This is a genomic window from Mycolicibacterium confluentis (genome assembly GCF_010729895.1).
Classification (GTDB): Bacteria; Actinomycetota; Actinomycetes; order Mycobacteriales; family Mycobacteriaceae; genus Mycobacterium; species Mycobacterium confluentis.
In genome coordinates this window covers 782422-805043 of record NZ_AP022612.1, presented here as the reverse complement: position 1 = coordinate 805043, position 22622 = coordinate 782422, and the positions used below count along the sequence as shown (strand labels likewise).

The following is a 22622-nucleotide window of genomic DNA, read 5'->3' as shown; positions in this document are numbered from 1 at the left end:
CACATTGGTGACGAAAGTCCCCACGCCCGGCTTCGCGATCAGGTCAGAGCGTCAAGCCCGGGTACAGCGGGTTGGCGGCCAGCAGTTCCGCGCTCGCGGCGTGCACGCGGTCGGCAGTGCCGTCGGCCAGGGTGTACTTCGCCTTGGAATGCCCAGCGGGACCGTCGACCTTCGTGGGCTGCGTGTTGGACAGCACCTCGACGACGAGTTCCGCGACGCGGTCGAAGTCGTCGGCGCCGAAGCCCCGCGTGGTCAGCGCCGGGGTGCCGAACCGGATGCCGCTGGTGTACCAGGCGCCGTTCGGGTCGGCCGGGATGGCGTTGCGGTTGGTGACGATGCCGGCGTCCAGCAGCGCGGACTCGGCCTGCCGGCCCGTCAGGCCGAACGACGTCACATCCAGCAGCACCAGATGGTTGTCGGTGCCGCCGGTGACCAGCTGACCACCGCGCTTGAGGAAGCCGTCGGCCAGGGCCTTCGCGTTGTCGGCGACGGCCTGCGCATAGCTCTGGAACGCGGGCTGACGGGCCTCGGCCAACGCGACGGCCTTGGCCGCCATGACGTGCGACAGCGGGCCACCGAGCACCATCGGGCAGCCCTTGTCGACCGCCGGTGCGTACTCCTCAGTGGCCAGCACCAGACCACCGCGCGGACCGCGCAGCGACTTGTGCGTGGTCGTGGTCGTGACGTGGGCGTGCGGCACCGGGTTCTCGTCGCCCGTGAACACCTTGCCGGCGACCAAACCCGCGAAGTGCGCCATGTCGACCATCAGCGTCGCGCCAACTTCGTCGGCGATCTCACGCATCTTGGCGAAGTTGATCCGGCGCGGGTAGGCCGAGTAGCCCGCGACGAGCACCAGCGGCTTGAACTCCCGGGCCGCCGCCGCGACGACGTCGTAGTCGATCAGGCCGGTCTTCGGGTCCGTGCCGTACTGACGCTGGTGGAACATCTTGCCGGAGATGTTGGGCCGGAAGCCGTGCGTGAGATGGCCGCCGGTGTCCAGCGACATGCCCAGCAGGCGCTGGTTGCCGAGCTTGGCGCGCAGCTTCTCCCAGTCCGCCTCGGACAGGTCGTTGACGTGCTTAGCGCCCAGTTCGGCCAGGCCCGGCGCCTCGACGCGGGTGGCCAGGATCGCCCAGTAGGCGACCAGGTTGGCGTCGATGCCCGAGTGCGGCTGCGCGTAGGCGTACGGCGCGCCGAACAGTTCGCGCGCGTGCTCGGCGGCCAGCGCCTCGACGGTGTCGACGTTCTGGCAGGCGGCGTAGAACCGGTGGCCGACGGTGCCCTCGGCGTACTTGTCGGAGAACCAGGTGCCCATCGTCAGCAGCACCGCTGGCGAGGCGTAGTTCTCGCTGGCGATCAGCTTGAGCGAATCGCGCTGGTCGGCCAGCTCCTTGCGGGTCGCCGCGGCAACGCGCGGTTCCACCGACTCGATGACCTCCAGCGCGGCTCGGTAGGCCACACTCGCCGTCGCGGCGTACTCGGCGCCGGGGGCTGCGGAGGAGGCTGTCGCGGTGGAGTCTGCAGTCATGCCCGTCAGCCTAATCCGCGAGCCTGGTAGGCCAAACTCCGCGTTCGGAGTGCGTCAGGCCGCGGCCCGCAGCGCCGACGGGATCAGCGGTTCATCGAGCAGCCGACCGAACCGCTGCGTCAGGCTCTGTCCGGCCGGCCGGTTGTCCAGCCACGGCCGCAGCAGGCGGTAGCCCTCGACGTAGGTGCTGGTGTAGGCGCGCCACAGCGGCGACGACAGGAATCGCATCATCTGCCGGGCCCTGGTGTCGTCCACCAGCAGCCAGCGGCGCACGAACGCCACGACGTCGTCGATGTCGCGGTGCTCGTCGTGCAGCATCAGCGCGGCGTCCTGCCGCACGTCGGCCAGCGTCGCCCGCGCCGCGGAGATCGCCTGGGCGCGCTCGCCGTCGAACCGCAGGCCGAGGTCCGCGTAGATCTCGGCTGCCCAGCTGCCCCACTCCGGGCCGATCGCGGCGTACAGCGCGAGGTCGGCCAGGCCCTCGGCCATGAGGCACTGCGGGGTGTTGACCAGGAAGATCGTCTGTTCCTGCTGACCGAGCCCCTCGACCAGGCCGGCCTCCTTGCGGCAGTGCTCGGTGTGATGACCCGGGTAGGACTCGTGGGCCACCAGCGACGGCAGGTTCGACATCTGCTGCCGCAGGTCGGCGTTGACGGCGACGGTTGAGCGGTAGTCGCCCTGGTAGTAGTTGAACCCCGACCAGGGCTTGTCGGTCACGATCTCGTAGACCACGGTCTCGCGGTCGGGCAGAGGGAACTCGGCGCGGACGCGGTCCCGCAGCGCGCTGGAGAACGCCTCGATGCACTCACCGAGACGTTCGGGCGGGATCTCGTCGTTGCGCCGGTCCGCCTCCATGCGCTCGGCCAGCGGCCCCGCGCCGCCGAGCACGTCGTCGAGGCGCGCGTGCGCCTCGCGGTAGCGGTCCTCGTCACCCTTGCTGATCTCGACGTCGAAGTAGTCGCGGACCTCGTCGACGAACCCGACTTCCTCCCCCGCGAACTTGCGTCCCGCGCACTCCAATGCACGCAGATGTGCGCCCACATACGCCGCGCGGGTCTCGTCGAATCCGTCTTGGCGGGGGACTCCTGGCAGCGCGTCGAGGAGGCGCTGCGCCTGCCTGGTGAGGTCGGCGGGGGCGGGTGCGGCCTCGTCGGCCACGATGCGGCGCAGCGCCGCATCGCCGGTGAACGAGTCGACGTAGCCCTCTTCGATGCGATCGAAGCGCAGGCCGAGCAACAGGTACTCGCGGATCAGGGTGGCGGGTTCCATGACGCTCAACGCTACCCACACGGCGACCGCTCAGCGCGTGCTGTAAGACTGAACGCCATGTCGCGGCTGAGCGAGCCGAGCCCTTATGTGGAGTTCGACCGAACGCAATGGCGCTCCCTCCGTATGTCCACGCCGCTGAAGCTGACCGAAGAAGAGCTCTTCGGACTGCGCGGCCTCGGTGAGCAGTTGGATCTGCTCGAGGTCGAAGAGGTCTATCTGCCGCTCGCGCGGCTGATCCATCTCCAGGTCGCAGCGCGTCAGCGACTGTTCGCGGCCACCGCGGAGTTCCTCGGCGAACCGCAGCAGAATCCGGACCGTCCGGTGCCGTTCATCATCGGTGTGGCCGGAAGCGTCGCGGTGGGAAAGTCGACCACCGCGCGTGTGCTGCAGGCCCTGCTGGCCCGCTGGGAACCGCACCGGCGGGTGGACCTGGTCACCACCGACGGGTTCCTCTACCCGAACGCCGAGCTGTCCCGGCGGAACATCATGCACCGCAAGGGCTTTCCGGAAAGCTACGACCGACGAGCCCTGATGCGCTTCGTCACGACGGTGAAGTCCGGCGCGGAGTTGGCCTGCGCACCGGTGTACTCGCACCTGATCTACGACATCGTGCCCGACGAGAAGCACACCGTGCGCCACCCTGACATCCTCATTCTCGAGGGTCTCAACGTCCTGCAGACCGGTCCCACGCTGATGGTCTCGGACCTGTTCGACTTCTCGGTCTACGTCGACGCCCGCATCGAGGACATCGAGCATTGGTACATCTCGCGGTTCCTGTCGATGCGTGCCGGCGCGTTCGCCGACCCGCAGTCGCACTTCCACAGTTACGCCACGCTGACCGACGAGCAGGCCGAGTTCGCTGCGCGCGACATCTGGCATTCGATCAACCGGCCCAACCTGATCGAGAACATCCTGCCGACACGCCCGCGCGCGACGCTGGTGCTGCGCAAGGACTCCGACCACTCGATCAACCGCCTGCGCCTGCGCAAACTCTAAGTGGCCCGGTGGCGCCTGACCGGCGCCAGACTCCACACATCGCAGGCGGGCAGGTGTCGGATCTGCGCCCAGCGTGCACTGGCGTACGGTTCCGAGGCCGAATTCTGTACGTGGATGCGTGCTCGGCGGATCCCCGACGAAATTCGCCCAGAGGTGGGCGATGGGAAAATCTCCGGGCCGGAACGGTGCCTGCGCAAACTCTGAAGCGATGTGTGGAGTCTGACCGGCGCCAGACGCCACACACCGCAGAAACCGGTGCGGGGGTGCAGCGCCGTAACCTCTTGCGACGGCACACCCCGCACCGGGCGGAGGGAGTCACGCCAGACGGCGCACTCCGAGGTACTGCCACGCGGCGAAGAAGGTCGTGTAGACCGCCGAGGCCAGCGCCACCGCGACACCCACTCCGGTCAGCGGCGCCAGGCCCTCCACCACGACCAACACCGCGCCCACGGTGCAGACGAGGTTCGCGATCATCACGCCGATGCCCGCGCGGCGCAGCAGACGCAGACCAGCCAAGCCGTAGACCACCACGCCGTAGAGCACCAGCGCGGCGCCGAGGACGTAGGTGATGGTCGACGTCAGCCCGGTCAACTCAGCCAGCGGACCGGCGAATGCCGCCACGGCCAGACCGCAGATGCCGGTCAGGGTGGCGTCCAATCGGAGGGCCAGACGCAGCAGGGAGTCGGTCTGGTCCGGGGTGGTCCTGGTGGTGGTGGCAGTCATTGCGATCTCCTGTGATCGTGGGTTGCTTACAGGAGAAATGCTGCTCAGCGGCCACTGCCAGATCGACCACCCGCACTGCCAACCACTGCCAGATCACTCGCTGGACACTGTGGCGGGTGCCCGCAGGTCCGCCGCGATCACCCTCGCGGCGGCGTTCTGCCAGTTGTGCAGAGAGCGCTGCGGCACGTCGGTGACCATCCACTGCCACGCCTGCCGCGCGACGGGATCCAAACCGGCGGCGGTCGCATTCTGGGCGTACGCGCGCACCCCGACGACGTACGGGAAGTACAGCGAGTTGTAGTACCTCCACTCCTCGGTGGTTCCGAACTCGCGGCCGTCGCGGGGTTTGAGTGCGGCGATGCGGTCGGCGAGCACGGCCTTGAGTTCATTGGCGCGCTCGAGCGGTTGGTCGGGTGCGCCGCGGGCGGCCAGGCGCTCACCGATCACCGGCAGCGCGGTCAAGGGACTGGCCACCAGCTTGCTCAGGTCCGCGTAGTGGCCCAATGCCCGCCGGGTCAGGCGCGCGAATGTCTCGTCGTCGACGCCGTCGAGGGAGCTCTCGGACCGCAGGGGCAGCGCGGCCTCGGTGCTGCGCAACGCCGCCCGGTCGGCACGCAGCGCGGGCGACCGGGAGAACGCCAACCGGTCCAGCACCCCGGCCAGCGGATCGGCCAGCACGTTGATGGCGATCGCGACCGCCAGGCTCGTGAACAGCAGCGCGGTCACCACGGTGCGCCCGTCCTCCGGGATCACCGCAACGCCCAGCAGGGCCTGACCGCCGAAGAGTGCGGCCACCAGGATCGTGCCCACGAACGAGCGCAGCATGTCAGCGCGCAGCGCCTGCCCCTCGTCGAAGGCGTCCCAGACGGCCACCGCGACGCCGAGCAGCAGCACGTCGAACCCGGTGGACGCCAGCGCGAGCCAACTGGGCACAAGGCCCAGCGGAATCACCAGGATCGCGTTCGCCAAAGCGAAGAACAGCGTCGCGACGACGACGACGCCCACCACCGAACCCGGGCGCGGCCTGTTCCGAACCGCGACGACCATGGCCGCCAGCGCGGCGGTCGAGATCGAAATGAACATCAACCAGTGCCCGGACCGCAGCGGCCCCTCGACCCCGCCGGCCCAGGTCGCACCGACCAGCGCCGCCACCGCGATCACCGCGAGCGCCGCGCCCTGCCCGATCCGGCTGCGCCAGCGCTCACCGGAGCGCGCCAGTTCGAGAAGCACCGCGGACCACGCGATTCCCGGCAGCGCCACAAGGTGGATCTCGATGCGGCCCAGGAGTTCGGCGTGGTGGTCCGAGGTCAACCGGATCGCGTCGAGGGCAACGACGAGCGCGAAGCTGCACAACCCCGCCGCGGCGAGCACCAGCACGGGTTTCCGCGGATTGCGCGCCAGGAGGTAGAGGCCGAGCCACCAGCTCAGCGTGAACACCACCGCCGAGAGCGCAGCCATGGGCTCAGATCCCGAACCGTCGATGTCGTGCGCTGTAGTCGCGCAGGGCGCGCAGGAAGTCCACCCGCCGGAACTCGGGCCAGTGCGCCTCGGTGAACCACATCTCCGAGTACGCGCTCTGCCACAGCAGGAACCCCGAGAGCCGCTGCTCGCCCGACGTCCGGATCACCAGATCGGGATCGGGTTGGCCCGACGTGTAGAGGTTCTCCGAGATCCCCTCGACCGAGACCGCGTCGATCAACTGCTCGGCCGTCGCGCCGTTGGCCAGCTCCTTGGACAGCAGCGCGCGCACGGCGTCGACGATCTCCTGGCGGCCGCCGTAGCCGACCGCGACGTTGACGTGGAAGGCCCCGGCGGAATCCTCCGACGGTGTGGACTCGACCGCGTGCCGCAGCCTGCGGGCCGTCTCGTCGCCCAGCAGTTCGAGGTCTCCGACGGTGCGCACGCTCCAATGGTTGGCCGGCGCGCAGATCTCCTCGACCACCTCGGTGATGATCTCGATCAGCGCCGCCAACTCCTCGGGATCGCGGCGCAGATTCTCGGTCGACAGCAGGTACACGGTGGTCATCTCGATGCCCGCGGCCTGACACCAACGCAGCATCTCGGCGATCTTCGCCGCGCCCATCCGGTAGCCGACGCTGACGTCGTCGTACCCCGCATCCCGTGCCCAGCGCCGGTTTCCGTCGCACAGCACGGCGATGTGGCGAGGCAGTTGTGAGCGAGATCGCTTCAGGTCGTGGCGCAGCCGCATTTCATAGAGCCGATAAACGGGCTCTTTGAGACGCGGGGGAATGATGTCCACAACAATTGAGACTACTGTCATGCGGGGTGAACCTCGAACGATCCGGGCAGTACCAGCGGACCACGGAGATCAGCCAATGAGTGCCCCCACGAGCGGTAAGCGAGAGATCACGCAGATCGACCTCGCAGAAGACTTCCCACAGGCCGTCGTCGACGGGGTGGCCGAATTCCTCGGCAAGCCACGCGCCCGCGGCTGGATTCACGTCTACTCCGCCATTGTGGCGTTCATCGCAGGCGCCGCACTGGTTTCGGTGTCGTGGTCGCTCGAATCGACGCGCGCCGGTCTGGCGACGCTGCTCTACACCTTCACGATCGTGGCGATGTTCGCCGTCAGCGGCACCTACCACCGGGTGAACTGGCGCTCAGCCACAGCGCGCAAATGGATGAAGCGCCTCGACCACTCGATGATCTTCATCTTCATCGCCGGCAGTTACACGCCGTTCGCGCTGCTGGCCCTGCCGTCCGCCAAGGGCATGGTGCTGTTCTGGATCGTGTGGGGCGGTGCCATCGCGGGCGTGCTGCTGAAGATGCTCTGGCCGACCGCACCCCGCTGGCTCGGGGTGCCGCTGTACATCCTGTTGGGCTGGGTCGCGGCCTGGTTCATCGGCCCGATCATGAACGGCGCCGGCGTGGCCGCGGTCGTGCTGCTGATCGTCGGCGGCGCGCTGTACAGCATCGGCGGTGTGCTCTACGCGCTCAAATGGCCCAACCCGTGGCCCACCACGTTCGGCCACCACGAGTTCTTCCACGCCTGCACCGCGGTCGCGGCGGTCTGCCACTACATCGCGATGTGGTTCGCGGTCTTCTAGACCGTCAGATCTTCTGGACCCGCCTGGACCGGCACGTCGCCTAGACCGTCACAGCTGGGTGACGTCTGCCGGACTCCAGTACGCCTTCATCGCCGTGATCAGGCCGTCGCTGTTGAACGTCATCACCTCGATGGGCTCGATGCGCATGGCACCGCCGACGGTGATCGCGAAGATGAAGGCGGCCTCGTTGCCGCCCGGGCGGAAGCTCAGCAGTTCGGTCGTGAGCTCGGCGCCGCCCAGATTCTTGTAGAAACCCGCGATGGCCTGCCGGCCGATGTGCACTTCGCCGCAGCCCACCGGGTCCTCAAGCGTGGCGTCCTCGGCGTAGAGCGCCGCGACGTCGTCGGCCGAGCCGTTGACGACAGTGTCGAGGTAGCGGTTTACGAAGGCTTTCAGGGCATCCGGCTCAAAACTCATGTGCCGCACGCTACACGGACGTGTTCAGCGCGGCGGCCAGATCCCCGACGTCCGTGACGGGCAGATCGCACACCGTGCCGCGGCACACGTAGGCCGCATCCGCGCCGTCGACGCGATCCCGGCGCAGCAGCAGCGGCGACGAGTCAACCTCTCCCCCGACGACGACGGCGCCGCCGGGTGCCAACCTGCGGGCCTGCGCGAGCAGCGCGGAGTCAGAGCCCTCGCACGCCACCGCGATCTGCAGAGGCCCACGCACCGCGGTCTCGGCCACCGCCAGCCAGTGCCCAGCCGACCGGGCCGCGCGCGCCAGCACCGGAGTGTGCGCGAGCAGGGTCTCCGCGGCGGCGGCCGCATAGGTCGACGCACGGTCGACGTCGACGAGATGCGCTGCGGTCAAGAGGGCTTCGGCGATCGTGGAGGCTCCAGACGGGGTGGCGCCGTCGATCGGGTCGGCCGGCCGGACCATCAACTGCTCGGCGTCATCGGCCGTGTCGAACCACCGACCGGGGCGGTCCGGATCGGTGAAGTGCGCCAACGCGGTGTCCAGAAGCGCGGTGGCCGCGGTGACCCACTCCGCCGCACCGGTGAGTTGATGCAGTGTGAGCAGGCCGGTGGCCAGGGTGGCGTGGTCCTCGAGGATCGCGACACTGTCGCCGACCCGTCCGCCGAGGCTTGCGCGCCGCAGCCTGCCGTTGACCAGATGGACATCCAACAGCGCACGCGCACAACGGATTGCGGCCTCAAGAAGATCAGGACGGTCCAGCGCCACGCTGGCCTCGCCGAGCGCGGTGATCGCCAGGCCGTTCCATGCCGCGATCACCTTGTCGTCACGGCCGGGCTGAATCCGCTCCGCGCGCGCCGTCAGCAACGCCGCGCTGACCCGGCGCAATCGCTCAGGGTCACCCGGATCAGACAGCAGTTGCAGCACCGAGCTGCCGTGTTCGAACGTGCCGCCCGCGGTGACTTCGAACACCTCTGCAGCCCAACGTCCGTCGTCATCACCGAGGACGTCGCGCAACCGATCCGGGGTCCACACGTAGGTGGAGCCCTCGACGCCGTCGGCGTCGGCGTCCAGCGACGAGATGAACATGTCGCCCGCCGACAGATCGCGCAGCAGGAAGTCAGCTGTCTGACCCGCTACACGCACCGCCAACGGATCACCGGTGCGCCGTGCCCAATGCGCGTACGCCCTCAGCAGCAGCGCGTTGTCGTACAGCATCTTCTCGAAATGCGGCACCACCCAGTCGTTGTCGACGCTGTAGCGGGCGAATCCGCCGGCCAACTGGTCGTAGATGCCGCCGCGCGCCATGGCCGAACCCGTGCGCGCCACCGCCGCCAACACCTCGTCGGACCCGGTGCGCTCATAGTTGCGCAGCAGTCCCTCCAGCAGTGCCGACGGCGGGAACTTGGGGGCGCCGCCGAAGCCGCCGCGCGCGGTGTCCTCCTCGCGCAGCACCATGGCAACGGCGTGTTCGCACAACTCGGCCGAGACTTCCACCCCACCGTCGGGCAGCCCTCCGGCCATCCTGCGCAACTCGCCGGTGATGTGGTCTGATGCCTGCTCGACTTCGTCGCGACGGCCCTGCCAGGTGTCCTCGACCGCCGAAAGGAGTTGCAGGAACTGCGGCTTGGGGTAGTACGTCCCGCAGAAGAACGGACGCCCGTCCGGCGTCAGGAAGCACGTCATCGGCCAACCGCCCTGGCCGGTCAGCGCGACCGTCGCGTTCATGTAGACCGCGTCCAGATCGGGGCGTTCCTCACGGTCGACCTTGATGCACACGAATCCGGCGTTCATGACCGCCGCGACCTCGTCGTCCTCGAACGACTCGTGGGCCATCACATGACACCAGTGGCAGGCCGCGTATCCGATCGACAACAGGATCGGGACGTCGCGGTGCGCGGCCTCAGCCAACGCCTCCGGCGTCCATTCCCACCAGTGCACGGGGTTGTCGGCGTGCTGGCGGAGGTAGGGGCTTGTGGCCTCACCCAGGCGGTTGGCCACCGGTCTCCCGTGACGTCGCAGAAGGGTTCGAATCGTCGGGTCCGGCGGTGGTGCCCTCATCGACCGCCTGGTCGGGTTCGGGATGCTCCGGGTCGAACGATTCGGGCAGGTTCTTCAGGTGTCGGTTCATCGACCACACCAGGCCGAAGGTGCCGACGAGCAGGAGCACCACGATCAGCAGGCCGACGGGGCTGGCCTTGCCGAAGTCCGGGCCGGTGTTGCGCGGTCCCTCCTCGGCGAGCACGGTCAATCCGACAAGAAGCAGTTGGTTCATCGTTCGATCCCGGCGAAGAGGTCTGTCTCGGGCAACGTCACCGGCACGCGGGAGCGTGCCAGTTCGAATTCCTCCGTGGGCCACAACCGCTGCTGCCACTCGATCGGCGCGGTGAAGAAGTCACCCGTGGGGTCGATCTGCGTGGCGTGGGCCCGCAGCGCGTCGTCGCGACGTTCGAAGTACGCCGAGCACTCGACCCGGGTGGTCACGCGGTCCGCAAACTGGTCATGGTCGGGATCCCAACTCTGCAGCCATTTCTCGAAGGGGCCGGTGCGACCGTGTTTGGCGAACTCGTCCTGGAGCATCTGCATCCGCTGCCGCAGGAAGCCGTGGTTGTAGTACAGCTTCGACACGGCCCACGGGCGCCCCGCGTCCGGGAAGCGCCGGTAGTCGGCGGCCGCCTCATAGGCCGCGACGGACACCTGGTGGCATCGAATGTGATCGGGATGCGGGTAGCCGCCGTTCTCGTCGTAGGTCGTCATCACGTGCGGACGGAACTCCCTGATGACACGCACCAGACGTTCGACCGGTTCTTCGAGTGGGACCAGGGCGAAGCATCCCTCGGGCAGCGGCGGCGCGGGGTCACCCTCGGGAAGGCCGGAGTCCACGAACCCCAGCCAGGTGTGCTCGACACCGAGGATCTCGGCGGCCTTGGCCATCTCGTCGCGGCGGATCTCGGCGATGCGACCGTGCACGTCGGGCAGGTCCATGGCTGGATTGAGAATGCTGCCGCGCTCCCCGCCGGTCAGCGACACGACCATCACGCGGTGCCCCTCGTCGACATAACGGGCAGTCGTCGCCGCACCCTTGCTGGACTCATCGTCCGGGTGGGCGTGCACCGCCATCAGCCGCAGTTGGGTCACCGTGCGCCTTCGTTCGCTCATAGTCGTCGTGGCCCCGTGAGGGGCAGGCCTTATTCTCAAGTACCCGCCGCAATCTTTTCATCCCGACGAATGTGGCCACACACCCGATCCCCCACCAGAGACGCGTACCACACACAATGACCGACGCCTCAGACACCGACGCCACGCCCGCGCGCCCCGAGTCCCGCTACGGGAAACCGCTGCGCGGGCCCAATCGCATGGCCATCGCCGCGCTGACGGTCCTGGTGGTCGCGATCGGGATCGTGGTCGCGACCGTCGCCTATCAGCGCTGGGGCAGCGGGGACGTCAAGGGGGAACTCGCGAGCTATCGGCTGATCGACGACCGGACCGTGGAGGTGACGGTCAGCGTGACTCGTGCCGACCCTTCCCAGCCCGTCGTGTGCATCCTGCGGGGGCGGTCCAAGGACGGCAGCGAAACGGGCAGGCGCGAGCTTCTGGTTCCGCCGGCCACGGAGTCGACTGTGCAGGTCACGGCCCTGGTCAAGACCTCGAGGCCGCCCGTGATCGGCGACGTCTACGGGTGCGGTACCGACGTGCCCGGATACCTCGTGGAGGAACCCCGCGGGTGACCGTCAGACCAACCCCGGGGTGCACAATCGTGAAGGCTGGTTGACGGCCCAGTGGTATGATTCACACATACACGGTTCCTGCTGGGGCCGTGTATTGCTTCTTAGCGCGAACACCGCGGCACAGAGATGCAATACGGCGCGGAATCCGCATGCCCCGGCAGGCGCCCCCATAGGCCCAGACTGCCGAGCGCAGACCACAGCGCAAGCCGACCAACGAGGGAGCGCGAACAACATGACTGACACCCAGGTGACCTGGCTGACCCAGGAGTCCTACGACCGACTCAAGGCCGAACTGGACCAACTGATCGCCAACCGCCCCGTCATTGCCGCGGAGATCAACGACCGACGCGAAGAGGGCGACCTGCGGGAGAACGGCGGCTACCACGCCGCCCGTGAGGAGCAGGGCCAGCAGGAGGCCCGCATCCGCCAACTCCAGGAACTGCTGAACAACGCCAAGGTGGGCGAGGCCCCCAAGCAGTCCGGTGTGGCACTGCCCGGTTCAGTGGTGACGGTCTACTACGACGGCGACAAGTCGGACACCGAGACGTTCCTCATCGGCACCCGCGAGCAGGGCGTCAACGGCGGCGACCTCGAGGTCTACTCCCCCAACTCTCCGCTGGGCGGTGCGCTGCTCGACGCCAAGGTGGGCGACACCCGCAGCTACACGGTCCCCAACGGCAGCACCGTTGAGGTGACCCTGGTTTCGGCCGAGCCCTACCAGGGCTGAGTTCTTCCCGTAAACGACTGAGCGGATCTGTCTGAATTCCAGACAGATCCGCTCAGTCGTTTCTGCGTCAGGACTCCAGAGCCTGCTGCAGGTCGCCGATGAGGTCGCTGACGTCCTCGATGCCGACCGAAAGCCGGACCAGATCCTCGGGGACCTCCAACTGCGAGCCCGCGGTCGACGCGTGCGTCATGGCGCCGGGATGTTCGATCAATGACTCCACTCCACCCAAAGATTCAGCAAGAATGAAAATCTCAGTCTTCGAGCACAATTGGCGCGCAGCTTCGATTCCGCCCCGCATCCGGACCGAGATCATGCCGCCGAATCCGCTCATCTGCCGCGCGGCGACGTCGTGGCCCGGGTGCTGCGGCAGGCCTGGGTACAGCACCTGACTCACGGCGGAGTGGCCGTCCAGGAACTCAGCGACGGCGGCGGCGTTCTCCGAATGCCGCTGCATCCGGATCACCAGGGTCTTGAGCCCGCGCATGGTCAGATACGCGTCGAACGGTCCGGGCACTGCACCGGCGCCGTTCTGCAGGAACGCGAACGCGGTGTCGAGTTCCTCGTCATCGGTCACCAGCGCGCCGCCCACCACATCGGAGTGCCCACCGATGTACTTCGTGGTCGAGTGCAGCACGATGTCCGCACCCAGCGACAACGGCTGCTGCAGCGCGGGTGAGGCAAAGGTGTTGTCCACCAACACCTTGACGCCGCGCTCGGTGCCGATCGCCGAAATCGCCTCGATGTCCGCGATGGACAGCAGCGGGTTGGTCGGCGTCTCGACCCAGATCAGCCTGGTCTTCTCCGTCAACGCGGCCCGCACCGCATCGGTGTCCGACAGTGCCACCGGGGTGTGGGTGACGCCCCACTGGCTGAACACCTTGTCGATCAGGCGGAAGGTGCCACCGTAGGCGTCGTCCGGGATCACGACGTGGTCGCCGGGGCGCAGCAGCGCGCGCAGCGCGCAGTCCGTAGCGGCCATGCCCGACGCGAACGCGCGCCCGAAGGTTCCCCCTTCGACGGCGGCCAACGACGCCTCCAGGGCGGCGCGGGTGGGGTTTCCGGTCCTGGCGTACTCGAATCCGCCACGCAGTCCGCCCACGCCGTCCTGGGCGAAGGTCGAACTGGCGTAGATCGGGGCGTTGACGGCGCCGGTCGCGGGATCGGGTCGGTAACCGGCGTGAATCGCGCGGGTGGCCAGACCCTGCCAGGAGTGCGCGTCGGCACGGCTTCGTTGCTCGCTCATTCGCATGAGCTTATCGGGCGGGCAGACCCGCCTTCTTCACCACGAAGTCCTTGGCCAACTGGTCATGCCAGCCCTTGAGCCGGCCGGTGCCGTCGAACAGCGGAGACAGATAGATGACCAGCGCCGCGATCGGCAGCACCCAGTTCGCGACCGCCGGGAACAGCACGCGCAGCAGCGATCTTCCCAGTCCGATCGGTTGCGCGGTGGCCTCGTCGACGACGACGACACCCAGCGCCATCTTGCCGGGCGTGGCGCCACGGAACGCGATGAACAGCCACTCGTAGAGGACTCCGAGGACGAACGCGAAGGCGATCGAGAGCAACAGGATGGCGACGCCGCCCGCCGACGGTTCCCGGGACGTGGTGCCCCAGGCGTCGACGGTGTCATGCGTGGTGGCGATCAGCGCCGCCACGCCGGCTCCGACTATCACGCCGATGCCAAGCACGTTGATGACGCCGTCGATGAGCCTGGCAACGAACCGCTGGCCGAACGACGCGACCTCGACGGCGCCCACCCCCGGAAAGAACACCACGCCGCGCGGTGGGGGCGGGTAGCCGTAGGGCTGCTGACCGTAGGTCGGATATCCGTAGGCTGCCGCCGCTCCGTACTCCGGCGATGGCGACGGGTTATAGGGCCACGGCGGGGGCTGCGTCACGACAACGTCCTCTCTCACGAAGACCGAGACGCCGACGGTACCCGCGGTCGCGCCCCGATCTCCTTCTCAATGTGAATTCATCCGCAATTGACTTGTTCGTCCGACGCCATTTCGAATAACGCGAAGATCGTCAATCGAATGGCGCCGATCTCAAATATCGGCGCGCCCTGAATGGTCGGTAAAGACGATTGGGGCGGCACCGGAGTGCCGCCCCAATCGCTACTCCTGTCGACTCAGGGTGTTGCCGGCGCGACGTCGGCGCCACTGAGCTTGCGGAAGGCGTAGATCTGGAACAGCAGGGCCAGCGGAGCGGCCACCAGCAGACCCACACCGCACAGCAGCACGCCGACCGCGGTGATCACCAGAGTCAGCAGCCACACCAGGAACACCTGACCGAAGTTGTTCTTCACCAAGTTGAAACTGGTCTTGATGGCGTCGATCGGTGACAGATTGCGGTCCAGCAGAGCGACCGTCGAGAAGAACAGGAACAGCGTCGCGATCAGGCCCGGCAGGAAGCACAGTGCGAAGCCGATGCCCGTGATGACGCCGGCGATCAAGCCCAGCACGATATAGGCGCCGACATTGCGCGGCTTGAAGAACGACCCGAAGGTCACCGGTACGCCGTTGGCGATGTCCAGGGCGCCGCCGATGTAGGCCGATCCAATGGCGGCTGCCACCACGAGAACCACCAGGTAGCCGAGGAACAGGACGAACAGTCCCGCCACGCTGTAGTTGACCTCAGTGGAGAACAGGAAGTCGAAATCGTCGGTGTCATAGGTGGTCACCTGGTCCGGTGACACAGCAGTGGCGATGGCCTGGAAGATGCTCGAGATGATGCTCACGACAAGCCCGAGCACCAGCGTTGCGACGATCAGCGGGCCGGCGTTCTTGCTGAACTTGTTCCACGCCCAACTGAACCCATCGCCGACGCTGAACGCGGGGGCCGGCGCGCCGTAGCCGACCGGCGGCGGGGCGTACCCACCCTGCGCGGGCGGGGGCGGCGGATATCCACCTGCGGGCGGCGCAGGCGGCGGGTAGCCGCCCTGCGGGGGCGGCGGGTAGCCGCCCTGCGGGGGCGGCGGGTAGCCGCCCTGCGGGGGCGGCGGGTAGCCGCCCTGCGGAGGCGGCGGGTAGCCGCCCTGCGGAGGCGGCGGGTAGCCGCCCTGCGGAGGCGGCGGAACCGCTCCGGGGCCACCGGGCGGAGGCGGCGGGTAGTCCCCGGGAGGCGGAGTACTGCCGGGCGGAGGTGGCGGGGTCTCGGTCATATTCGCCTTCTACGGTGGAATGCTGATTCAGCGGCGAACACTACCCGAGATGTATGACGGAACGGTGAAACTCCACCACGGAGATTGCTCCGTGGATTTCTCCAAGATCAGCGGTGAGCATTACCTTCCGACAGAAATCCCAGCAGGTCGCTGCGCGTGATGACTCCGACCGGTTTTCCGTCCTCGACCACCATCACGGCATCGCATTCGCGCAGAGCCTTGGCCGCCGAACTCGCGGGCTCCCCTGCACCGATCAACGGCATCGCAGGACTCATGTGCTGAGATACCGCGTCCGCGAGGTGCGCGCGCCCCTCGAACACGGCCGAGAGCAGTTCCCGTTCGGACACGCTGCCCGCGACCTCACCGGCCATGATCGGCGGTTCGGCACCGACGACGGGCATCTGCGAGACGCCGTACTCCTGCAGGATGCCGATCGCGTCACGGATCGTCTCGGACGGATGGGTGTGAACCAGGTCAGGCAGTGAACCGGACTTTCCGCGCAACACATCTCCGACCATCGGTTCGCTGGTGGACCCGTCGAGTCGGCTCCGGAGGAAGCCATAGGACGACATCCACGAGTCGTTGAAGATCTTCGACAGGTAACCGCGCCCGCCGTCCGGCAACAGCACCACGACCAGCGCATCCGGTCCGGCCTTGGCCGCCACCTCGATCGCCGCCACCACAGCCATCCCGCACGACCCGCCGACCAGCAGGCCCTCCTCGCGGGCCAGGCGGCGAGTCATCTCGAACGAGTCCGCGTCGGACACCGCGATGATCTCGTCGGGGATGCTCGGGTCATAGGCGCTGGGCCAGAAGTCCTCGCCGACGCCCTCGACCAGGTAGGGCCGGCCGGTCCCACCGGAGTACACCGAGCCCTCCGGGTCGGCGCCGATCACCTTGACCGCACCGTCAGAGACCTCCTTGAGGTAGCGGCCCGCACCGGTGATGGTGCCGCCCGTGCCGACGCCGGCGACGAAGTGCGTGACCTTGCCGTCGGTGTCCGCCCAGATCTCGGGACCCGTGGTCTCGTAATGGCTTTCCGGACCGTTCGGATTGGAGTACTGGTCCGGCTTCCAGGCCCCCTCGATCTCGGTGACCAGCCGGTTGGACACGCTGTAGTAGCTGTCGGGATGGTCCGGCGGCACCGCCGTCGGGCAGACGACCACCTCAGCGCCATACGCGCGCAGCACGTTGCGCTTGTCCTCGCTGACCTTGTCGGGGCAGACGAAGATGCAGTGGTAGCCGCGCTGCTGCGCGACGAGCGCGAGCCCCACGCCGGTGTTGCCCGACGTCGGCTCGACGATCGTGCCTCCGGGCTTGAGCTCTCCGCTGGCTTCGGCGGCGTCGATCATCTTGACCGCGATGCGGTCCTTCGAGCTGCCGCCGGGATTGAGGTATTCGATCTTGGCCACCACGGTGCCGACCCCTTCGGGCACGACCGAGTTGAGTCGAACCAGAGGAGTGTTGCCGATGAGGTCACTGATGTGCCGGGCGATCCGCATCCCTCTATCTTCGCTCAGTCGGCGCGGAAGGTCAGCAGCGGTCGGTCAGCAGCGGTCGGTCAGCCCGTCGCCTCGCGGATGTAATCGCCGATCTGACGCAGCGACCGTTTGGCCTCGGGGATCAGCGGCGCCGCCATCTGGAAGTCGTGGATCTGCCCCCGCCAGACCCGCACCTCGGTCGGCACGCCGGCCGCGGCGAGCCGGCGAGCGGCGAGCCGCGCGTCGTGCAGCAGGACCTCCGAACCGGACACGTGGATCAGGGTGCGGGGAAGGCCTGGTTCGATGTGGTCGAGAGGCTCGTAGACCTGCTCGGGCTCGCCGTCCACGATGCGCTTGGCCGCGGCGCGGGCCACCAGATCCACCAGTGCGTCGAACGCGCGGGGCGGGAACATCGCGTCGGTCTTGATATTGGGGTGGGCCTGTTTCGGCTCCTTGGCCAACTGCAGCAGCGGCGAGATCGCCACCAGCGCGGCAGGCGCCTCACCCTCGACCTGCAACCGCTGCGCGAGCGTCATGGCCAGGTAGCCGCCGGCCGAATCACCGGCGAGCACAATCTGACTCGGGTCGTAGCCGCGCAGCCTCAGCCAGCGGTAGGCGTCGTGACAGTCGTCGACCGCCTCGCCAACCGTGTGCTTGGGGATCATTCGGTAGTTGACCACCAGTACCGGCGTGTCGGCGTACTGCGACAGCGTGTTGGCGATCCGACCGTGCGAGTTCACGCCGCACGTCAGGAAGGCTCCGCCGTGCAGATAGAGCACGACCCGCCGGTTGCCGTCGGCAGGCAGCACACCCGGCGCCCGAACCAGCATCGCGGAGGCGTTCGGCAACCCGATGGTGGCACGGACGGTACCCGGCGTCGGCGCCAGCGTCCGCGCCAGTTGATCGACGACGCCGAACGGCCACGGCAGGTGCGGAACGTAGCTGCCAATGGCCAGAGCAGGCCGGATTGTCGCTCGACACGTCAGTGTGGCCAGCCTGGCCATCATGCTGATCGACGTCTCGACAATCTCGAGGGGCGCGCCGTCGCTGACGGGAAATTTCCTCGGTCTGCGAACCCCACCTGCACGAACGTGCGCGCGAGGAGCGCCAGAGACCCTGCTTGGTGCCGTCATGTCAACACTCCCCTACGTCGGTGTAGCGGCCTGTCTCACCGAGCACTGTGAACGTTGTATCCCCCGTTCAGCCAACTCGGATAACTTAGCTTGACACTTCCCAAAGTATTAACAATCTTTTTGCTCAGATTGATGCCCCATCCGAGACAACTCCGTGATCCCAGCGAACGACGCAGGGCCGTCAGCAACCGGAGATCCCGGTGCCGCGTGCTTAGACTGGGACGCGTGGGCTCACGCGCTTCGCGTCTGACACTCGCCGCAGTCCTGGCCTCCACCGGCGTGGGGGTCGGTGTGCTCAGCGCGCGCAATCTCCTCAGCGGTCAGGCCGCTCAGGCCCGGGAGGTGATCCCGAAGGCGTGGGACGTGCCACCGCGCGCCGACGGCGTGTACGCGCCCGACGGCGGCGCGGTGGAACGTTGGCAACGTGATGTCCCCGTCGACCTCCACCTGATGATCTTCGGCGATTCGACGGCCACCGGTTACGGCTGCCGAGAAGCCGACGAAGTGCCGGGCGTGCTCCTGGCGCGGGGCCTCGCCGAGGCGTCCGGGAAGCGGATTCGGTTGAGTACCAAGGCGATCGTGGGTGCGACGTCGAAAGGGCTGTCCGGACAGGTCGACGCGATGTTCGTCGCGGGACCACCTCCGGACGCCGCGGTGATCATGATCGGCGCCAACGACCTGACCGCACTCAACGGCACCGCGGCCTCGGCCCGTCGGCTCGGGGATGCCGTCAAACGCCTGCGCGCCAGCGGGGCCGTCGTCGTGGTCGGGACCTGTCCGGACTTCGGCGTCATCACCGCGATCCCGCAACCGCTGCGCTTCGTGGCCCGCAGTCTCGGACTGCGCCTGGCGCGGGCCCAGGCGTCCGCCGTTCGCGCGGCAGGCGGCGTGCCGGTGCCGTTCGCCGATCTTCTGGCGCCCGAATTCCAGAAGCAACCCGAACTGCTGTTCTCTGCCGATCAGTACCACCCGTCCGCGGCCGGCTACCAGATCGCGGCCCAGCAGCTGCTCCCGGCGCTGCGGTACGGGCTGGGTGAGGCCGCCGGTGAGCTGCCGTGGGAGTCCCGGGGCGCCGAGAACCGGTCGCTGGGCACCCGCCTGCGGATGCTGGCCCGGATTTGGCCACGCCGGACCACCGGGGTGCCCGCGCCCCTGGTGGTGTCGTCGGGCTAGCGTGAACCCAACCAAGCACTTGTTCAGTTGTCCTTTTAGAGGAGGCCACCATGCCTGAAGCCGTCATCGTCGCCACTGCCCGCTCCCCGATCGGCCGCGCCGTGAAGGGCTCGCTCGCGACCATGCGCCCCGACGATCTGGCCGTCCAGATGGTCCGGGCCGCACTCGACAAGGTGCCCGCCCTCGACCCGCGCGAGATCGACGACCTGATGATGGGCTGCGCCCAGCCCGCAGGCGAGGCGGGCTACAACATCGCCCGTTCGGTCGCGGTGCAGTTGGGCTACGACTACCTGCCCGGCACCACTGTGAACCGCTACTGTTCGTCGTCGCTGCAGACCACCCGCATGGCGTTCCACGCCATCAAGGCCGGCGAGGGCGACGTGTTCATCTCGGCCGGCGTCGAGGCGGTGTCGCGCTTCGGCGTGGGAGCCGCCGACGGCGCACCCAACAGCAAGAACCCCATCTTCGCCGAAGCGCAGGCCCGCACCGCGAGTCAGGCCGAGGGCGCCGACTCCTGGACCGACCCGCGCGAGGCCGGAAAGCTGCCCGACGTCTACATCGCGATGGGCCAGACCGCCGAGAACGTCGCCCTGCACACCGGGATCACCCGCGAGGATCAGGACCGCTGGGCTGTGCGCAGCCAGAACCGCGCCGAGGAGGCCATCAAGAGCGGGTTCTTCGCGCGTGAGATCTCGCCCGTCACGCTGCCCGACGGCACGGTCGTCACCACCGACGACGGCCCGCGCGCGGGCACGACCTACGAAGGCATCTCGAGCCTCAAGCCGGTGTTCCGGCCCAACGGCACCGTGACGGCGGGCAACGCCTGCCCGCTCAACGACGGCGCCGCGGCCGTGGTGATCATGAGCGACACCAAGGCCAAGGAACTCGGTCTGACCCCGCTGGCCCGCATCGTGTCCACAGGTGTGTCGGGTCTGTCGCCGGAGATCATGGGCCTGGGCCCGATCGAGGCCATCAAGAAGGCCCTGGGCAACGCCAAGATGGAACTCTCGGACGTCGACCTCTACGAGATCAACGAGGCGTTCGCGGTGCAGGTCGTGGGTTCGGCCCGCGCGCTGGGCATGGACGAGGACCGTCTCAACGTCTCCGGTGGTGCGATCGCGCTGGGTCATCCGTTCGGTATGACGGGCGCGCGCATCACGGCCACGCTGCTGAACAACCTGACCACTCACGACAAGTCGCTGGGCATCGAGTCCATGTGCGTCGGCGGCGGGCAGGGTATGGCGATGGTGCTGGAGCGCCTCTCCTAAGTCGCCGATTCCGGCCGAGACTGCGGTGAGTGCGATTATCCGGCTTCGCTTTCGCAGTCACCGCAGTCTCGCTGTCGCCAGGCACGACGTAGACGCTCCAACACATCGTCCGGGCGCGTCCCGGCGATCACCCGGATGACGATCCAGCCGCGCGCGGTGAGCAACTCCATGCGCTCAATGTCGTACCGAACTTCCCTGACGCTCTGACGATGATGTGCGCCGTCGTACTCGAGCGCGATCTTCGGCTTGTCCCAGCCCATATCGAGGTAGAAGCGCCGATATCCGCAGTCGACCGGTATCTGGGTGCGCGGTCGCGGATATCCAGCCCTGATCGCGAGCAGGCGCAGCCAGGTCTCCTTCGGAGATTGGGCTCCTGGGTCATACAGGTCAAGCGCCTCCCGTAACCGGCGAATCCTCCGTGAACCAGGGTGATTCGCGGCAACAGCCTCCACCGCAGCCCGCGGCAACCGTGTGACGTTTCCGAGGGCATCCAGCTGTGCAACGCCCTCATCGACGGACAGCTGCCTCCCCATATCGAACGCCGTCCGCGCCGGACTCGTGATGAGCATTCCTTCGACAGACTGATACTCGCTTCGCCGAAGGCGGGCATCGCACGTTCGAATTCCGCGTGCCGATCGCGAATTCGGCCAGACCAGGTCGATCTCGGCGTTGTCGTCCACCCATTTGCTGCCGTGCAGTGCCGCCGCGGCCCGACCGGCGATCACGCCTTGACGGTGCGACCACAGCCAGGCGGCGATGGTCCGCTGCCTGAGACTGGGCACCACTTCTTTCGGGAGATAGACGTCCGGATACAGCGCGCGGAAGCGGGCTCGCAGCTCATAGGCGGTGAGCCGGCCATTGACCAGTGCCTCGCTGCCGATGAAAGGGCGCATTTCGGGGTTCATGCCCGCAGGATCGATGAACCTCCCAGTGCCCGACGTCCCGAGACTGCTGGGAGTGCGGAATCTGGGGACAGAGTTCGCACTGTCAGCAGTCTCGGCGCCAAAAGCAGAAGGCCCGGTGCGTGCTCGCACCGGGCCTTCTGACGGAGACTGCTAGTCGCTCTGGAAGTAGCTGAGCAGTCGCAGGATCTCGACGTACAGCCAGACCAGGGTGACGGTCAGGCCCAGGGCGACGCCCCAGCCCGCCTTCTCCGGCGCACCCGCGCGGATCATCTGGTCAGCGGCATCGAAGTCGATCAGGAAGCTGAACGCCGCCAGGCCGATGCACAGCAGCGAGAAGCCGATCGCCAGCGCGCCACCGCTGCGCAGGCCGAGGCCGTCGCCGCCGCCGATCCACGCCGCCAGCAGGTTGACCAGCATCAGTGCCAGCACGCCGAACATGCCCGCAACGATCATCCGGGTGAACTTCGGCGTCACACGGATTGCGCCGGTCTTGTAGACCACGAGCATGCCGAAGAACACGCCGAGCGTGCCGACGACCGCCTGGGTGATCATCGAGTAGCCACCGTTGGAGATGACATTGGCGAAGAGGTAGGAGATCGCGCCGAGGAACAGACCCTCGAGGGCCGCGTAGCTCAGGACGATCGCCGGGTTGTCCTGCTTGCGGCCGAACGTCGCCACCAGCACCAGCACCAGGCCACCGATGGCGCCGACCATTGCCAGCGGCATGGCCAGGCCCAGGTTCACCGAGGCGATGTAGTAGGAGACGACTGCCATCGCCGTCAGCACGGCGAGCGTGATGCCCGTCTTGGTGACGACGTCATCGATGGTCAGCGGCCGGGAGACCCCGCGCTGCTCCTCGACGTAGGGCTCATAGCCCTGGTGTACCTGCGCCGCTGCGGCGCCGGCGGCACCGGAGCCGAATGTCGCGTATCCGCCCTGCTGCTTTGGCAGCGAGCGGAATACCGGATTGCTGGTTTCCCGCACCGTCGGTTCCTTCCTGTGAGGTACCTGAAAGTCTTGCATGAACACAGGGTCAACGAAC

22 protein-coding genes are annotated in these 22622 nt (G+C 67.7%); 6 read left to right on the top strand and 16 right to left on the bottom strand.

Annotation, left to right across the window (positions count from 1 at the left end; translation table 11 throughout):
• Nucleotides 1–43 precede the first annotated feature (43 nt).
• Entirely contained in the window at nt 44–1528 is a 1485-nt protein-coding gene (locus G6N34_RS03795) for a glycine hydroxymethyltransferase (protein ID WP_085153791.1), read from the bottom strand.
• Between the two features lie 54 nt (nt 1529–1582).
• Nucleotides 1583–2797, bottom strand: coding sequence for a DUF885 domain-containing protein (locus tag G6N34_RS03790; protein WP_085153789.1), 1215 nt, complete (start codon nt 2795–2797; stop codon nt 1583–1585).
• A gap of 57 nt (nt 2798–2854) precedes the next feature.
• Between G6N34_RS03790 and coaA the strand changes: the two genes are divergently transcribed.
• Nucleotides 2855–3793 carry a type I pantothenate kinase gene (gene coaA / locus G6N34_RS03785; protein ID WP_085153787.1) on the top strand — a complete coding sequence of 313 codons (939 nt, stop codon included), beginning with the start codon at nt 2855–2857 and terminating at the stop codon, nt 3791–3793.
• A gap of 315 nt (nt 3794–4108) precedes the next feature.
• Here coaA and G6N34_RS03780 read toward each other — a convergent pair whose 3' ends face one another.
• The 3 genes from G6N34_RS03780 to G6N34_RS03770 all read right to left on the bottom strand — a co-directional run bounded on the left by G6N34_RS03780 (nt 4109) and on the right by G6N34_RS03770 (nt 6776).
• Nucleotides 4109–4516, bottom strand: coding sequence for a hypothetical protein (locus tag G6N34_RS03780; RefSeq protein WP_085153785.1), 408 nt, complete (start codon nt 4514–4516; stop codon nt 4109–4111).
• 93 nt (nt 4517–4609) lie between these two features.
• Entirely contained in the window at nt 4610–5974 is a 1365-nt protein-coding gene (locus G6N34_RS03775) for a hypothetical protein (protein WP_085153783.1), read from the bottom strand.
• 4 nt (nt 5975–5978) lie between these two features.
• Nucleotides 5979–6776 carry a (2Z,6E)-farnesyl diphosphate synthase gene (locus G6N34_RS03770; protein WP_085153781.1) on the bottom strand — a complete coding sequence of 266 codons (798 nt, stop codon included), beginning with the start codon at nt 6774–6776 and terminating at the stop codon, nt 5979–5981.
• Nucleotides 6777–6852: 76 nt separating this feature from the next.
• Here G6N34_RS03770 and trhA point away from each other — a divergent pair, with 76 nt between their 5' ends.
• A complete protein-coding gene (gene trhA, locus G6N34_RS03765; RefSeq protein WP_085153779.1) occupies nt 6853–7584 on the top strand; it encodes a PAQR family membrane homeostasis protein TrhA in 732 nt (243 codons plus the stop codon).
• A gap of 48 nt (nt 7585–7632) precedes the next feature.
• Here trhA and G6N34_RS03760 read toward each other — a convergent pair whose 3' ends face one another.
• From G6N34_RS03760 to mca, 4 genes are read right to left on the bottom strand one after another with little or no spacing between them, the layout of a single operon-like run.
• Nucleotides 7633–8001 (bottom strand): nuclear transport factor 2 family protein, encoded by a 369-nt coding sequence (locus G6N34_RS03760; RefSeq protein WP_085153777.1) that lies wholly within the window; start codon nt 7999–8001, stop codon nt 7633–7635.
• Nucleotides 8002–8011: 10 nt separating this feature from the next.
• A complete protein-coding gene (locus G6N34_RS03755) occupies nt 8012–10063 on the bottom strand; it encodes a thioredoxin domain-containing protein (RefSeq protein ID WP_085153775.1) in 2052 nt (683 codons plus the stop codon).
• Nucleotides 9984–10277, bottom strand: a complete 294-nt coding sequence (locus G6N34_RS03750) for a hypothetical protein (protein WP_085153773.1) — start codon at nt 10275–10277, stop codon at nt 9984–9986. The genes G6N34_RS03755 and G6N34_RS03750 overlap by 80 nt, the downstream gene beginning before the upstream one ends.
• The gene (gene mca, locus G6N34_RS03745; protein ID WP_085154068.1) at nt 10274–11140 is read right to left on the bottom strand and encodes a mycothiol conjugate amidase Mca; all 867 of its coding nucleotides are present in this window, start codon (nt 11138–11140) and stop codon (nt 10274–10276) included. The genes G6N34_RS03750 and mca overlap by 4 nt, the downstream gene beginning before the upstream one ends.
• 137 nt (nt 11141–11277) lie before the next feature.
• On the opposite strand from mca, the gene G6N34_RS03740 reads away from it, so the two are divergent.
• Nucleotides 11278–11730 (top strand): DUF4307 domain-containing protein, encoded by a 453-nt coding sequence (locus G6N34_RS03740; protein WP_085153771.1) that lies wholly within the window; start codon nt 11278–11280, stop codon nt 11728–11730.
• A gap of 232 nt (nt 11731–11962) precedes the next feature.
• A complete protein-coding gene (greA, locus tag G6N34_RS03735; RefSeq protein WP_085153769.1) occupies nt 11963–12457 on the top strand; it encodes a transcription elongation factor GreA in 495 nt (164 codons plus the stop codon).
• A gap of 67 nt (nt 12458–12524) precedes the next feature.
• On the opposite strand, the gene G6N34_RS03730 is transcribed toward greA, so the two are convergent.
• From G6N34_RS03730 to G6N34_RS03710, 5 genes are all read right to left on the bottom strand, one after another.
• Nucleotides 12525–13700 (bottom strand): cystathionine gamma-synthase, encoded by a 1176-nt coding sequence (locus tag G6N34_RS03730; RefSeq protein ID WP_085154066.1) that lies wholly within the window; start codon nt 13698–13700, stop codon nt 12525–12527.
• A 10-nt stretch (nt 13701–13710) separates the two neighbouring features.
• The gene (locus tag G6N34_RS03725; RefSeq protein WP_163645312.1) at nt 13711–14355 is read right to left on the bottom strand and encodes an RDD family protein; all 645 of its coding nucleotides are present in this window, start codon (nt 14353–14355) and stop codon (nt 13711–13713) included.
• 233 nt (nt 14356–14588) lie between these two features.
• Complete coding sequence (locus tag G6N34_RS03720; RefSeq protein ID WP_163645311.1) at nt 14589–15620, bottom strand: DUF2189 domain-containing protein; 1032 nt, start codon at nt 15618–15620, stop codon at nt 14589–14591.
• A 107-nt stretch (nt 15621–15727) separates the two neighbouring features.
• Nucleotides 15728–17122, bottom strand: a complete 1395-nt coding sequence (locus G6N34_RS03715) for a cystathionine beta-synthase (protein ID WP_085150519.1) — start codon at nt 17120–17122, stop codon at nt 15728–15730.
• 59 nt (nt 17123–17181) lie between these two features.
• On the bottom strand, nt 17182–18234 hold the full coding sequence (locus G6N34_RS03710; RefSeq protein ID WP_085150517.1) for an alpha/beta hydrolase: 1053 nt from the start codon (nt 18232–18234) through the stop codon (nt 17182–17184).
• A 225-nt stretch (nt 18235–18459) separates the two neighbouring features.
• On the opposite strand from G6N34_RS03710, the gene G6N34_RS03705 reads away from it, so the two are divergent.
• Both G6N34_RS03705 and G6N34_RS03700 read left to right on the top strand, forming a co-directional pair.
• Complete coding sequence (locus G6N34_RS03705) at nt 18460–19407, top strand: SGNH/GDSL hydrolase family protein (RefSeq protein WP_085150515.1); 948 nt, start codon at nt 18460–18462, stop codon at nt 19405–19407.
• Nucleotides 19408–19457: 50 nt separating this feature from the next.
• Nucleotides 19458–20675 (top strand): acetyl-CoA C-acetyltransferase, encoded by a 1218-nt coding sequence (locus G6N34_RS03700; protein ID WP_085150513.1) that lies wholly within the window; start codon nt 19458–19460, stop codon nt 20673–20675.
• A 35-nt stretch (nt 20676–20710) separates the two neighbouring features.
• Here G6N34_RS03700 and G6N34_RS03695 read toward each other — a convergent pair whose 3' ends face one another.
• Together G6N34_RS03695 and G6N34_RS03690 are read right to left on the bottom strand one after the other, a co-directional pair.
• Nucleotides 20711–21580 carry an endonuclease domain-containing protein gene (locus tag G6N34_RS03695; RefSeq protein WP_085150511.1) on the bottom strand — a complete coding sequence of 290 codons (870 nt, stop codon included), beginning with the start codon at nt 21578–21580 and terminating at the stop codon, nt 20711–20713.
• 150 nt (nt 21581–21730) lie between these two features.
• The gene (locus G6N34_RS03690) at nt 21731–22564 is read right to left on the bottom strand and encodes a Bax inhibitor-1/YccA family protein (RefSeq protein ID WP_085150543.1); all 834 of its coding nucleotides are present in this window, start codon (nt 22562–22564) and stop codon (nt 21731–21733) included.
• Nucleotides 22565–22622: the final 58 nt, after the last annotated feature.

Bases quoted from the DNA above. Each gene is read 5' to 3' on its own strand.
- G6N34_RS03695 (WP_085150511.1), bottom strand. From the start codon at position 21,580: ATGAACCCCGAAATGCGCCCTTTCATCGGCAGCGAGGCACTGGTCAAT.
- G6N34_RS03755 (WP_085153775.1), bottom strand. From the start codon at position 10,063: ATGAGGGCACCACCGCCGGACCCGACGATTCGAACCCTTCTGCGACGT.
- G6N34_RS03730 (WP_085154066.1), bottom strand. From the start codon at position 13,700: ATGAGCGAGCAACGAAGCCGTGCCGACGCGCACTCCTGGCAGGGTCTG.
- G6N34_RS03720 (WP_163645311.1), bottom strand. From the start codon at position 15,620: ATGACCGAGACCCCGCCACCTCCGCCCGGCAGTACTCCGCCTCCCGGG.
- G6N34_RS03795 (WP_085153791.1), bottom strand. From the start codon at position 1,528: ATGACTGCAGACTCCACCGCGACAGCCTCCTCCGCAGCCCCCGGCGCC.
- greA (WP_085153769.1), top strand. From the start codon at position 11,963: ATGACTGACACCCAGGTGACCTGGCTGACCCAGGAGTCCTACGACCGA.
- G6N34_RS03760 (WP_085153777.1), bottom strand. From the start codon at position 8,001: ATGAGTTTTGAGCCGGATGCCCTGAAAGCCTTCGTAAACCGCTACCTC.
- G6N34_RS03780 (WP_085153785.1), bottom strand. From the start codon at position 4,516: ATGACTGCCACCACCACCAGGACCACCCCGGACCAGACCGACTCCCTG.
- coaA (WP_085153787.1), top strand. From the start codon at position 2,855: ATGTCGCGGCTGAGCGAGCCGAGCCCTTATGTGGAGTTCGACCGAACG.
- G6N34_RS03700 (WP_085150513.1), top strand. From the start codon at position 19,458: ATGCCTGAAGCCGTCATCGTCGCCACTGCCCGCTCCCCGATCGGCCGC.
- G6N34_RS03740 (WP_085153771.1), top strand. From the start codon at position 11,278: ATGACCGACGCCTCAGACACCGACGCCACGCCCGCGCGCCCCGAGTCC.
- trhA (WP_085153779.1), top strand. From the start codon at position 6,853: ATGAGTGCCCCCACGAGCGGTAAGCGAGAGATCACGCAGATCGACCTC.
- G6N34_RS03710 (WP_085150517.1), bottom strand. From the start codon at position 18,234: ATGACGGCACCAAGCAGGGTCTCTGGCGCTCCTCGCGCGCACGTTCGT.
- G6N34_RS03775 (WP_085153783.1), bottom strand. From the start codon at position 5,974: ATGGCTGCGCTCTCGGCGGTGGTGTTCACGCTGAGCTGGTGGCTCGGC.
- G6N34_RS03750 (WP_085153773.1), bottom strand. From the start codon at position 10,277: ATGAACCAACTGCTTCTTGTCGGATTGACCGTGCTCGCCGAGGAGGGA.
- G6N34_RS03715 (WP_085150519.1), bottom strand. From the start codon at position 17,122: ATGCGGATCGCCCGGCACATCAGTGACCTCATCGGCAACACTCCTCTG.
- G6N34_RS03790 (WP_085153789.1), bottom strand. From the start codon at position 2,797: ATGGAACCCGCCACCCTGATCCGCGAGTACCTGTTGCTCGGCCTGCGC.